We start from the raw sequence: 12,448 nt of genomic DNA, 5'->3' as shown, positions 1-12,448 counted from the left end.
CATATGTTTGCTAGGAGAGCAGCTACTCTCTTAACGATAAATAATTTTTATGAAGAAGATGTTGTAAACATCAGAGGAGGAAAGTAAAATGGCAAATAAGATTTTTTACCAGGAAGACTGTAATCTCGGATTATTAGATGGTAAGACAATTGCGATTATTGGATACGGAAGCCAGGGACATGCACATGCACTGAACCTTAAAGAGTCCGGATGTAATGTAATCATCGGTCTTTACAAAGGAAGCAAATCCTGGAAAAAAGCTGAGGAGCAGGGCTTCGAGGTATATACATCTGCTGAAGCAGCTAAGAAAGCAGATATCATCATGATCCTGATCAACGATGAGAAACAGGCTGCACTTTACAAGAAGGATATCGAGCCGAACCTTGAGGAAGGCAACATGCTTATGTTCGCTCATGGCTTCAACATTCATTTCGGATGCATCAAACCACCAGCATATGTTGATGTTACAATGATCGCTCCGAAAGGACCTGGACATACAGTAAGAAGCGAGTATCAGGCTGGTAAAGGTGTTCCTTGTCTGATCGCTGTAGAGCAGGATGCTACAGGTAAAGCTCAGGATATCGCACTTGCATATGCACTTGGAATCGGCGGAGCAAGAGCTGGTGTTCTTGAGACAACATTCCGTACAGAGACAGAGACAGACCTCTTCGGTGAGCAGGCTGTACTTTGCGGTGGTGTTTGCGCACTTATGCAGGCTGGTTTCGAGACACTTGTTGAAGCTGGTTATGACCCAAGAAACGCATACTTCGAGTGTATCCATGAGATGAAACTGATCGTTGACCTGATCTACCAGTCAGGATTCGCCGGAATGAGATATTCTATCTCCAATACAGCTGAGTATGGCGATTACATCACAGGACCGAAGATCATCACAGAGGATACAAAGAAAGCAATGAAGAAAGTTCTTTCCGATATCCAGGATGGTACATTCGCAAAAGAGTTCTTACTCGACATGTCCGATGCAGGTGCACAGGTACACTTCAAGGCTATGAGAAAATTAGCTTCTGAGCATCAGTCTGAGAAAGTCGGCGAAGAGATCCGTAAACTCTACAGCTGGAACGGCGAGGATAAGCTTATTAATAACTAAGCAAAATTTATTGCAGGTGCAATAAATTTTGCGCTACTCGAACGAAGCGCAGCGAAGTTTGAGTCAAAGAAGTCACACACGTAATACAGTGGTAGGAAACTTTTTTGAAATTTAAAAATCCCATCTGGTCGCAATGATCAGATGGGATTTTTTTTCATTCCTTTATTTATCCGGATGCCCTGTTTCATCATCAAAAAATGGCGCGATCAAAGCCGAATCAGTATCTTTCTGTCTGCATACAAACCCGATCTCACGCAGCGGAAAAGAAAATCCTACCGGTACTTCCACCAGAGTTCCTTCTTCGAGCTCTTTTTTTACAAAATCACGGATCACACATGCAATCCCAAGACCAATTTCCGCAAACTGGATCAGAAGATCCATAGTTGTTACTTCCAGAATATGACTTAATTCCACATGATGTTCTTTCAGCTGAGTGTTCACGGTCTGACGTGTAATATTGTCCTCATCCAGCATCATGAAAGTTGCTGCCTGGATCAGAGGTTCATCCGGATAGAGCTTTTTCTGATTTTCCAGATACTGCTGTGTACAGACAAAGGTATCCTGGATTTTCAAAAGAGGCTGAAAATAATATCCCCGAAGCTTCTGCGGCCGTCCGATGAGTCCCAGATCGATTTTTTCCTCATCCAGAAGCTGCAGCGTCTGATAAGTAGACTGGCAGGAAATTGTGATACGTACATGAGGAAAACGTGCAATATAGTTTTCCAGGTGGGAGAGCAGTACATATCTGGTAAGAGTAGAACTGGCGCCCAGACGCAGCTTTGGAATGTCCCGGGAACGGTTATGGCGAATGGAATTTTCTCCTTCATCCAGAAGTGAAAGAGCTTCTTTTACTTTTTCAAAAAGAAGCTCACCGTCCGGAGTCAGAGTGACACCCCGGGAACTGCGTTTAAAAAGAACGGTATCCAGATTCTGCTCCAGCTTCTGGATCGCTTTGCTGATAGCAGGCTGGCTGATATAAAGGTCCCGGGAACTGTGGGAGATACTGCCGGTACGTGCTACCGTATAAAAAATATGATAAAGAGACAGATTATCCTGCATGCAAAACCTTCCTTTCGAAAAATAGTAAGGTAATAAAGGTAATAAAAAAATCCGAAGTCATCAGACCTCGGAAATCCTTGAATTTGTTAGAAATATCGGGGCAACAGGATTTGAACCTGCGACCTCACGGCCCCCAGCCGTGCGCGCTACCAAGCTACGCCATACCCCGCAACGCATATAACTATAACATAAACGAATTGTAAATGCAACCATTTTTTGAGGAGAAAGATGGTTGTATGGATGATAATAAAGAGTGTGATCCCTTGATACTTTCATAGGCTTCACACTCTTTACATAATATGATCAGGCTGTCTGTATTGTGTTACCTGGGTCAGGTAAAATACCTCTTCCCTGAAGTACAACGACAAGAGTTTCTGTTGTGTCCTGTAAATTTTTGATATCTTTTCGGATATTCCGTTCTGCAAGCTTAACATCCAGTGAAAGGTCGTCCAGGCGTTTTCTGTTGGTATCACATTTCAGATCGATCATTTCAAGTCTGTTTTCTACCCGGTTGAAGCGGGCATCTATTTCATCAAAACGAACATCCATAGCATCAAGACGAGCGTCGATACCGTCAAAACGAACATCCATAGCATCGAGACGAGCGTCGATACCGTCGAGACGAACATCCATAGCATCGAGACGAGCGTCAATACCGTCGAGACGAGTATCCACTGCATCCAGTCTGGCGTCGATACCATCTAATCGGTTATTTATATTGCCCAGCTGGACATTGATCGGGTTTATCATACCGGCTAATAATTCCAAATCTTTCTGATCTAGCATATGCGCATCCTCCTATAAAAATTGTACCGCATATTTCTCTGTGCGGATATTGTATCATGTTTCGAGTATGAAGTCTATGAAATTATCAAAGAACAAAATGGACAGGAACAATAAGTTCTTGACTAGTATAATATATATAATAAGAAAAAACAAGACATATTTTTATATCTTTAATAATAATAGAAAATGCAGGCGAACTACCTGAAGAATAAAAAAAGGAGGCCGGGAGTTGTGCGGACTCCCGGCAAAAAAGTATGAAAAAGAAAAAGATTGTTTAGCATTTGCTATCTACAGTTAATAATATAGTAAAAAAATGTGTGCATTGTGTGAAAGGAAAATGAAGAGAATGTGAAAACTGCCGCTTAATGTTAGATTAAGCGACAGTAATTTTTTCGGATTATTCTGTTGTTTGATCCAAGATTTTGAACCATATGTAATGATAACATCCGCTTTAATGCTTGTCAAGCGATCTGAAACTGCCATAGCGGTCCAATTATGTCGCTTTTTGTGCCGTTTTATGCAGCTTTTTATGTAAGTATAATTCGTTCGGCGGAGGATGTCCTGTGAAATTATACCAGTTTATTTAATTTTTCAATAATTTCTGTAAGTTCTTCTCTGGAATATCCGCCGAAGCTTACCAGCGCACGTAATGGCATGGAGTCGGTCATGGCTTCTGTCATTTCTTCAGTGATAGCTTCGGAAGCGGCTTCAGAAGAGGACTCTTCACCAACGTTCATGGCTGAGATATATTTTGCTGTCAGTTCTTTTGCTGTTTCGCTTGTTTTCGGGTTGCGGAACAGTTCGCCCAGGGTGGTGTTCATATGAACATGCATCGGAAGCTCCTGGCTGCTGTTCAGATGGATCCTGCCTTCAAGATGGATATCTCTGGAAGAGGTACCGACAAGGAGCTTATATTCGCCGCTGGCTGCGAACCAGTCGTGAAGCTCTGTATTGTACCATGCGAAGCTTCTCTTGTCCAGCTCCATGGTTACTGTTTTGGTTTCGCCTGGATTCAGGAAAACCTTTTCGAAGCCCTTGAGCTCTTTTTCCGGGCGGATTGCGGAACTGGTACAGTCTTTGACATAGAGCTGTACGACTTCTTTTCCTGCCATATTTCCTGTGTTTGTTACATCAACCAAAACGGTGATGGTGTCTTTGTCTGTAGGATTTTCATTGGAGATCTTCAGGTCGCTGCAGGCAAAGGTAGTGTAGGAGAGTCCATAGCCAAACGGATATGCTACACCCATCTCTTTTGTATCGTAGTAGCGATAGCCTACGAATACGCCTTCACGGTATTCAACCTTTTCACCGCCGCCGAAGTTCAGGTAAGATGGATTGTCGGAGAGCTTGAGCGGTATTGTCTCGGCAAGCTTGCCGCTTGGATTTACTTTTCCGTAAAGGATGTTTGCGACAGCGGTACCGCCTGCCTGACCACCGAGGTATGCTTCCAGAAGGCCTTTTATATCATTGAGCCATGGCATCTCCACGGGGGAACCGTTGTGGAGGACAATCACGGTATTCGGCTGTACTTTAAGGATCTCAGCAATGAGACGATTCTGGCATTCAGGAAGCCTCATGTGGGAACGGTCGTATCCTTCAGATTCAAAGCTGTCCGGAAGTCCGGCGAAGATCACAACCTTGTCAGCGGCGGCAGCAGTTTTGATCGCTTCAGCTGCAAGTGCGTCATCGTAGAGATTTTTGTCTGCAGGAAAACCTTCTGCATAAGTAACCTGTGCATCGGAAGGAACGGAATCCAGTGCGTTTGTGATCTTGAAGCAGTTGATATGAGAGCTTCCGCCGCCCTGGAAACGAGGCTTCTTTGCAAAACCACCGATGAAAGCAATTTTCTCGGATGCTTTCAGAGGGAGGATCTGCTCATCGTTTTTCAGAAGAACCATAGATTCTTCGGCAATGTGGCGTGCTTCTTCATGGTCTTTTTCCATGGTGAATTCCTGCGGTGCCCGGTTGTCTGCATATTCAAAAATTATGCGTAGAATGCGTTCAACAGCCTGGTCAAGAATGTCTTCCTTGAGGGAACCGTCTTTTACGGCCTGTACGATGAGGGCATCGTTGACCCCATTGGAGGAAGGCATTTCCAGCTCAAGACCTGCCTCAAGACCTTTGACGCGGTCATTGACTGCACCCCAGTCGGACATTACATAGCCCTTGAAGCCCCAGTCGCCGCGGAGAACATCTGTGAGAAGCCATTTATTCTCAGATGCGAAAGTGCCGTTGATCTGGTTGTAGGAGCACATGAAGGTGTATGGCTGAGCTTTTTTTACTGCGGTTTCGAATGCAGGGAAATAGATCTCACGTAAAGTGCGTTCATCAGCCTCGGAAGAATTGCTCATGCGGTGATATTCCTGGTTGTTTACTGCAAAGTGCTTGATAGAGGTTCCTACATGCTGGGACTGTACTCCGTTTATAAAAGCGGCTGCGATCTCACCTGCAAGATAAGGATCCTCGGAATAATATTCGAAGTTTCTTCCACAGAGAGGAGAACGTTTGATGTTTACGGCCGGTCCGAGAACTATGGATACATCGTTGGCCTGAGCTTCTTTTCCGATGGTTTTGCCCATTTCTTCCATCAGCTTGCGGTCAAAGGAGCAGGCGCTTAAAGCGGCCGGCGGGAAGCAGACGGCTTTGATGCTGTCATTCATTCCAAGATGATCGCCCTTGTCATCCTGCTTACGAAGTCCGTGAGGGCCGTCGCTGACCATTACTTCCGGGATTCCCAAGCGTTCCACATGTTTCAGATGCCAGAAATCAAGACCTGAGCACATGCCGGCTTTTTCTTCCAGTGTCATCTGGCTTACGATTTTTTTCAGATCACGTTTCATTAAAAATACCTCCGAAATGTTTTTCTTACTATGAACTATAGCATGTTTTGCTGGTAAAATATAACAAAAATTTGTTAAAAATAAAAAAATATTGCAGTTTAGCCGAATCAAGTAAGTCCCCTGCTTCAATTGCGAATATCCGCATGACCCTCACATTTTCAGGAATATAAAAACGATATGCAGGTCGATTGACAGAGCGGTGAGAGATATCTTTTTCTGGCATTTGTGGGAAGAGTGTAGTAATATAGGTAGGAATAATGACAGAGCTGCCGGACAGAAGAATGGTCGACTGTCTGGCTTATGTGAAAGGACTTATAATGAAAGACATCATATCAAGTATTATTACAAGTGTACTGACAGCTTTGTACCAGCCATTTTGGTTTTCTGTGATCCTGTCTGTGATGGTACTGTTTTTTTATCTCTTTGCCTACCATAATGAGACAGGTGGAAGGGGAATCAGGGGAGCTTTTTCCGTGTGGTGGCAGTATTTCAGAGGAAATGCTTTTTTTCGGAAGCTGTTTTTTCTGACCTTTTATACAACCATGATCTTGTTTCGCACGCTGCTGAACCGGGATATGTGGATGAATCCCCTTTCGGATGTGATGGCGAACTGGTGGATCTGGAAATATGGAGAGGATGGTACCAGATATCTCACAACTGAGTGTATTGAGAATCTGATGCTGTTCATTCCGTTCACGATCCTGCTGTTCTGGACCGCAGGAAAGAAAATATTGAAAAAAACAACATTCTTGAATATTGTGTGGACCGGACTTAAGATTACCTTTGTATTCTCACTGTCCATTGAACTTCTGCAGCTTTTCCTGAGGCTTGGGACGTTCCAGGTTTCTGATCTGACATATAATACTCTTGGAGGAGGTATTGGCGGGGCTGTGTACTGGATTGGTCATCAGCTTTCAGTCAGGCGGGGAGCCGAATAATGTCTGCCGCAGATAGCAGGAAGACAGAGAAACGGATCAGCCCGGATTGCTGTTCGTGAGTGATGCACTGAAATTTTTGCGCGGTGCATCGTTAAAATTTCGTTGACAAATCTTCCATAACGTGTTAACCTAATACCAGTTTCAAAAAGAAAATGCGTAGATGAGGAATAGTACACAAGAGAACGGAGCACAGAGAGCTGCTGGCCGGTGAGAAGCAGCGGAAGGGATTTGTGGAACTCGCCTCGGAGCATCTGCCTGAAATCTTTATATATTATATAAGAGAGTAGACGCAGACGGTGTCCGCCGTTATCCGGAGAGGATATAAGGATGTATATACATTCCGTATCTGTCAAGTGTGTGAATTTTTATTCATGAAATAAGAGTGGTACCGCGTAGGACAGCAGTTGTCTTTCGTCTCTTGCAGAATCTGCAGAGTCGGAAGATTTTTTTTATGTCTTTATATCAAAAACAGAAACCAAAGAGAAATTTTAATGGAAACAGAAAGTGGAGGAAAACAAAATGATGACACCATCCAAGTACAAACGTCAGTATTACATGCCGCCGGTGAAATGTATGAAATGGGCGGAGAAAGAATATGTGGATAAGGCCCCGATCTGGTGCTCTGTAGACCTTCGTGACGGAAATCAGGCACTTGTGATCCCGATGAGCCTGGAGCAGAAAGTGGAATTTTTCAAGCTTCTTGTAAAGATTGGTTTTAAAGAGATCGAGGTTGGATTTCCGGCTGCTTCTGAGACAGAGTATGAGTTTCTCCGTACGCTGATCGAGCAGGATCTGATCCCGAAGGATGTAACGATCCAGGTGCTGACTCAGGCAAGAGAGCATATCATCCGTAAGACTTTTGAAGCTGTTAAAGGCGCCCCAAAAGCGATCGTTCATGTATACAATTCCACATCCGTATCTCAGAGAGAGCAGGTATTCAAAAAATCAAAAGAGGAGATCCTGAAGATCGCAGTAGATGGCGCTGCACTTCTGAAAAAACTGGCTGATGAGACAGAAGGCAATTTCCAGTTTGAGTACAGCCCGGAGAGCTTTACGGGAACAGAGCCTGAGTATGCGCTGGAGGTGTGCAATGCGGTTCTGGATGTATGGCAGCCTACTGCAGATAACAAAGCGATCATCAACCTGCCTGTTACTGTTGAGCATTCTATGCCGCATGTGTATGCAAGCCAGGTGGAATACATGTGTGATAATCTGAAATACCGTGAAAACGTGATCGTTTCTCTTCATCCGCACAATGACCGTGGATGTGGCGTTGCAGATTCTGAGATGGGTCTTCTTGCGGGTGCTGACCGAATTGAGGGAACTTTGTTTGGAAATGGTGAGCGTACCGGTAATGTGGATATTGTAACACTTGGTATGAATATGTATTCCCAGGGTGTGGATCCGAAGATCGATTTCTCTGATATGCCGCATATCTGTGAGGTTTATGAGAAATGTACCGGAATGCAGATCTATGAAAGAAGTCCGTACAGTGGAGCTCTTGTATTTGCTGCATTTTCCGGATCTCATCAGGATGCCATCGCAAAGGGTATGCACTGGAGAGAGAATGGAGATCTGGAGCACTGGACTGTTCCGTATCTGCCGATCGATCCGACAGACGTGGGAAGAAATTACGACGCAGATGTTATCCGTATCAACAGCCAGTCCGGAAAGGGTGGCGTAGGCTATATACTGGAGACAAAGTTTGGACTGAACCTTCCTCCGAAAATGCGAGAGGCTATGGGCTATGCAGCCAAAGCAGTGTCCGATCACAAGCACAAAGAGCTTCATCCGGACGAGATCTTCAGTCTGTTCAAATCTACCTTCGAAAATGTGGTTGAACCATACAGCATCAGTGATGTTCATTTCCAGCAGAAAGAAGATGGCATCATAACACGGGTTACTTCTACATTCCGTGGAAAAACCATCGTTACAGAGGCTTCCGGAAATGGTCGTCTGGATGCGGTAAACAATGCACTGAAGAAAGCTTACGAACTGAAATACACACTGGAGACTTATCAGGAGCATGCTCTGGAGCAGAGCTCTTCCTCCAAGGCTATCGCTTATGTGGGAATCCGCAAACCAGATGGAACGCTTGCCTGGGGAGCAGGTGTTGATCAGGATATCATCCGTGCCTCCATTGATGCACTGGTAACTGCGATCAACAATCGATAAGCATCCGGTTCAGAACAGGCTTACAAAAAATGAGAAGCTGCCATAAAACGCAGCTTCTTTTTTTGCCGTGCAGATGCTATAATAGTGCGGAATGTGAAAATAACAGAGAGTAAGAGGGATATTATGAAAAATAAGAAAAAAAACAGGAGCTCATACAGCTTGTCTGCAGAGCTGAAAAACGCTCTGAAATATCTGTTGATATGGGGAATGATCCTAATTTTTTCCGCATATCTGCTAAGTGATTCGGAGATTCTCGGAAATGTAAAGCAGCAGGCAAGACCGGATACCTGGTCGATGATCGGTGTGGGAGGATGCTTTGAAGAGGAGTTTACCTGCAAAACGAACCGTCTGTCAGGTGTGGAGCTTTTTCTTTCTACAGAGAGTGCATCGGTTGCTGGAACGTTTCAGGTAACTCTGTATCAGAATGACAGGGAGATCCAGAGCTGGCAGGCCAGCAGACTGACCATATCGTCGGGGGATACCACGTATTTCAGGCTTGACCAGAAGCTTACGGAATGTAAGGGACAGAAATTTCGAATCGTTTTAGATGGCGCAAAAGGGGATACCGGAGTGGCTGCAGGGCTGGTGAGCCAGAAGGATGATACACAGACACTTGCCTATCGTATCATTTCCAGTCCATTTCCAAAATCACTGGTGTTTTTGGTAATTGGGGCGGCGGCAGCTGTGATGCTGGTGATCTTTGCATTTCTGAAACGCAGACAGCTTCGGGCAGAAGTGGTGTTTGCCGTTGTTTATATTTTTATGAGTATCTGTACGCTGGCGGCGGTTCCGGCCTTTAATTCGCCGGATGAGTACAGTCATTATCTGAGAAGCTATGAGGTTTCCAGAGGATATCTGACGTCGGAAGGCAACGGAGGAAACGACTTATTCTCATATGGAAGGACGTTTAACAGTGGTCTGGTTCCGGAATTTACCTCCAAGGATCATGTATCATTATGGGATATCGGAGAGAATGCAGATCAGCATATCGACCGGGAAAAAACACAGTTTTACGGATTTGGAAATACAGCCTTGTATGCACCTACTTCGTATCTTCCCCAGGCAGTGGGAATCCGCATTGCAGATCTGTTTACAGACCGGCCGATGGTCCTTGCCTATGCGGGAAGGATTGCCAATATGCTTATGTTTGGACTGTTCTTTTTCTTTGCCATTCGTCTGACGCCTGTTGGGAAAAATTTTCTCGTACTTCTGGGGCTGGTACCTGTGAATATCCAGTCAGCAAATTCCATGTCTGCAGATGCCCTTGCCCTGGCTCTGACGGTTGCTCTGGCTGCCTTTGTATTGGCCATGCGATATAAACAAAAAGAAGTTATGAGTGTAAGACAGCTGATATGGATGTACGTACTGACCGGATTTCTGTGTCTTTGCAAAGTGGTTTACATGCCGTTTTGCCTGCTCCTGTTCCTGATTCCGAAAGAACGGTTTAGAAGCAGGAAAAATTACTGGTTCCACGTAGTCTGCGCAGGAACCGTGATCCTGATCTTAAGTTTCGGCTGGCTGGCCATTGCGTCCCGATATCTCTGTGAGTCACAGCCGGGTGTGGATACAGCTGCACAGCTTGTGGGGATTCTGAAGGATCCGGCTGCCTTTGTCCTGACTTTTGTGCGGAGCCTGGACAGCTTTGGTGTGACCTATCTTACAGAAATGATAGGAAGTAATCTTGGATGGCTGAACATTCCTGTCTGTGCCCTGCTGGCTATGGGATATCTTCTGATCCTGGCCCTTCAGGTTTCCGGGAATGATGATATGTCGGGAATCCGTCTGGATCTTCCGGCAAAGGGTATTCTGGGAGGAGTTAGTCTCCTGGTATTTGCGCTGATCTTTGTCACGTTATACGGACAGTGGACAGCCTATGGCTACGATAAGATCCTGGGCGTTCAGGGACGGTATTTTCTGCCGCTTCTTTTTTCGCTGATCCTTGCGCTGAAGCCCAAACGATTTGCCGAAGGAGCCGGGGAAACACCATGGGGGCTGTTTCTGGGAGCCTGGAGTATCGATCTGTGCGTTTATGCGACACTTTTCGTGCAGGCATTGTGCCGTTTTGCATAAGGTGTCAGATCTGGTCGAGCAAAAATCCTTGACTGGATGAAAACAAAATATTATAATCAAATCCGTAGATAACAGAAGAAAAAACTGTTCTGAAAAAGGATAAACAGGCAGATAGAAGTACGATTTCCGGAAAGTGGGTGTACAACATTGGACGGAGATGGAGACGCTATCTGTCTTTTTTTCTGAAATGAAATATGGTATGAGTGTGGATAACTCTGAGATTTTATGTGGATTTAATGTGGAATACATGTGGATAAAGTGTGGATAAAACACAAATACCGCCGTTGAAGCGTTAAATACGGGAAAAAGCTTGACATATTCAATATTATTAAATATAATTTTCCCATACATTACAAAAATGTTACAAACATGTAAAGGAAATCGTAATGATCCGTAAATATCCGGGAAGCGATGATAATGGGGGTTGTGATATCGCATCGGAGGATTATGGGCTGTTACAGAAAATGAAACGCAAGGAATGAGATTATGAAAGTTGAGAAAGATTTACGTGAGGCTGACGGAGTGCAGGATGAACGTAGAAATGGAAAAACCGGAGGAAATTCCGCGCGCAGTTTTGCAGTGCTGACATTATGTGCAGTTTTGGCGATGGTTATTTCTCTGGGGACAAGGACATTTGCAGAAAGTGAAGGAGGCAGGGTTTATGCAGCTTCAGATGGAGGAGAGGGCTCTTCCTATGAAGAGGTTGCTGTTCCTACCGGGATCGCAGGTGTGGTTTCAGGAGTTACGGATACGCCATTATCCGGAAGCACGGTTACAAGGATCGGAAGCTCCTGTGAGCAGGTGATCGTAGGCCAGAGAGTACAGAGAGTGACCAATACTGCTGCAGATCTTAATGTAAGCTCCTCTATGGAAAACAAAGTAAATGAGCTTGATGCAAGATCGATCACACTGGCAGAAAATCCCACACTGATGTCAGATGAGGACTATGATACACTTCTGAGGATCGTGGAGGCAGAAGCAGGAAGTGAAGATATCAAGGGCCGTGTTCTGGTGGCCAATGTCATCATGAACCGTGTAAAAAGCGAAGATTTTCCGAATACGGTGACAGAGGTTGTCTGGGATAACAGTGACGGCGTTCCGCAGTTTTCACCGACCTATGATGGCAGGATCAATGAAGTTGCAGTTTCTGATGAAACAAGGGAAGCGGTCAAGCAGGCGCTGAAGGGTGCTGATTATTCTGAAGGTGCACTGTTCTTTATCCAGAAATCCGCAGCAGAGGAACACAATGTGAAATGGTTTGAAAAGGACCTGAAGAGGCTCTTTAAATATGGGGTCCATGAATTTTATACATATAAATAGGAAGAACTGATGCAGTACAGAAGGAACCAACCGCCGGCAGAAACAGACCGGCGGTTTCTTTATGTCCGAAAGCTGTGAATATCTGTCTGATCACAGGGTGGGATTGGGCAAGACAGATTCTTTTTTAAAAGTGGTGGCATTTTCCATAATTC

General features: G+C 44.8%; 8 protein-coding genes, 1 tRNA gene and 1 other annotated feature. Of the genes, 5 read left to right on the top strand and 4 right to left on the bottom strand.

All coding sequences use genetic code 11. The annotated features are described in order from the left end of the window. Nucleotides 1–88 precede the first annotated feature (88 nt). Complete coding sequence (ilvC, locus tag DWW77_RS15545; protein ID WP_059086364.1) at nt 89–1,108, top strand: ketol-acid reductoisomerase; 1,020 nt, start codon at nt 89–91, stop codon at nt 1,106–1,108. Nucleotides 1,109–1,270: 162 nt separating this feature from the next. On the opposite strand, the gene DWW77_RS15540 is transcribed toward ilvC, so the two are convergent. From DWW77_RS15540 to DWW77_RS15525, 4 genes are all read right to left on the bottom strand, one after another. Continuing rightward, on the bottom strand, nt 1,271–2,167 hold the full coding sequence (locus DWW77_RS15540; RefSeq protein WP_118609077.1) for a LysR family transcriptional regulator: 897 nt from the start codon (nt 2,165–2,167) through the stop codon (nt 1,271–1,273). Between the two features lie 95 nt (nt 2,168–2,262). Beyond that, nucleotides 2,263–2,336, bottom strand: a tRNA-Pro gene (locus DWW77_RS15535). 134 nt (nt 2,337–2,470) lie between these two features. Then, nucleotides 2,471–2,953, bottom strand: coding sequence for a hypothetical protein (locus DWW77_RS15530; protein ID WP_114002949.1), 483 nt, complete (start codon nt 2,951–2,953; stop codon nt 2,471–2,473). Nucleotides 2,954–3,522: 569 nt separating this feature from the next. After that, a complete protein-coding gene (locus tag DWW77_RS15525; RefSeq protein WP_118609076.1) occupies nt 3,523–5,793 on the bottom strand; it encodes a glycoside hydrolase family 3 C-terminal domain-containing protein in 2,271 nt (756 codons plus the stop codon). Between the two features lie 257 nt (nt 5,794–6,050). Here DWW77_RS15525 and DWW77_RS15520 point away from each other — a divergent pair, with 257 nt between their 5' ends. The 4 genes from DWW77_RS15520 (at nt 6,051) to DWW77_RS15505 (ending at nt 12,296) form a co-directional block, all read left to right on the top strand. Further along, nucleotides 6,051–6,731, top strand: coding sequence for a VanZ family protein (locus tag DWW77_RS15520; RefSeq protein WP_227589151.1), 681 nt, complete (start codon nt 6,051–6,053; stop codon nt 6,729–6,731). Nucleotides 6,732–6,879: 148 nt separating this feature from the next. Then, nucleotides 6,880–7,153 (top strand) — a binding site (T-box leader). Between the two features lie 97 nt (nt 7,154–7,250). Further along, on the top strand, nt 7,251–8,906 hold the full coding sequence (locus tag DWW77_RS15515) for a 2-isopropylmalate synthase (RefSeq protein WP_182431236.1): 1,656 nt from the start codon (nt 7,251–7,253) through the stop codon (nt 8,904–8,906). A gap of 123 nt (nt 8,907–9,029) precedes the next feature. Then, entirely contained in the window at nt 9,030–10,976 is a 1,947-nt protein-coding gene (locus DWW77_RS15510; RefSeq protein ID WP_118609075.1) for a DUF2142 domain-containing protein, read from the top strand. Nucleotides 10,977–11,462: 486 nt separating this feature from the next. Beyond that, nucleotides 11,463–12,296 (top strand): cell wall hydrolase, encoded by an 834-nt coding sequence (locus DWW77_RS15505; RefSeq protein WP_118515945.1) that lies wholly within the window; start codon nt 11,463–11,465, stop codon nt 12,294–12,296. Nucleotides 12,297–12,448 lie beyond the last annotated feature (152 nt).

This window comes from Ruminococcus sp. AF17-12 (assembly GCF_003479245.1).
GTDB classification, from domain to species: domain Bacteria; phylum Bacillota; class Clostridia; order Lachnospirales; family Lachnospiraceae; genus Blautia_A; species Blautia_A fusiformis.
This window is presented reverse-complemented; position numbering and strand designations above follow the sequence as displayed.

What these genes read in the sequence shown, in the direction of transcription:
- ilvC (WP_059086364.1), top strand. Translation starts at nt 89, where the DNA reads ATGGCAAATAAGATTTTTTACCAGGAAGACTGTAATCTCGGATTATTA.
- DWW77_RS15540 (WP_118609077.1), bottom strand. Translation starts at nt 2,167, where the DNA reads ATGCAGGATAATCTGTCTCTTTATCATATTTTTTATACGGTAGCACGT.
- DWW77_RS15530 (WP_114002949.1), bottom strand. Translation starts at nt 2,953, where the DNA reads ATGCTAGATCAGAAAGATTTGGAATTATTAGCCGGTATGATAAACCCG.
- DWW77_RS15525 (WP_118609076.1), bottom strand. Translation starts at nt 5,793, where the DNA reads ATGAAACGTGATCTGAAAAAAATCGTAAGCCAGATGACACTGGAAGAA.
- DWW77_RS15520 (WP_227589151.1), top strand. Translation starts at nt 6,051, where the DNA reads ATGACAGAGCTGCCGGACAGAAGAATGGTCGACTGTCTGGCTTATGTG.
- DWW77_RS15515 (WP_182431236.1), top strand. Translation starts at nt 7,251, where the DNA reads ATGATGACACCATCCAAGTACAAACGTCAGTATTACATGCCGCCGGTG.
- DWW77_RS15510 (WP_118609075.1), top strand. Translation starts at nt 9,030, where the DNA reads ATGAAAAATAAGAAAAAAAACAGGAGCTCATACAGCTTGTCTGCAGAG.
- DWW77_RS15505 (WP_118515945.1), top strand. Translation starts at nt 11,463, where the DNA reads ATGAAAGTTGAGAAAGATTTACGTGAGGCTGACGGAGTGCAGGATGAA.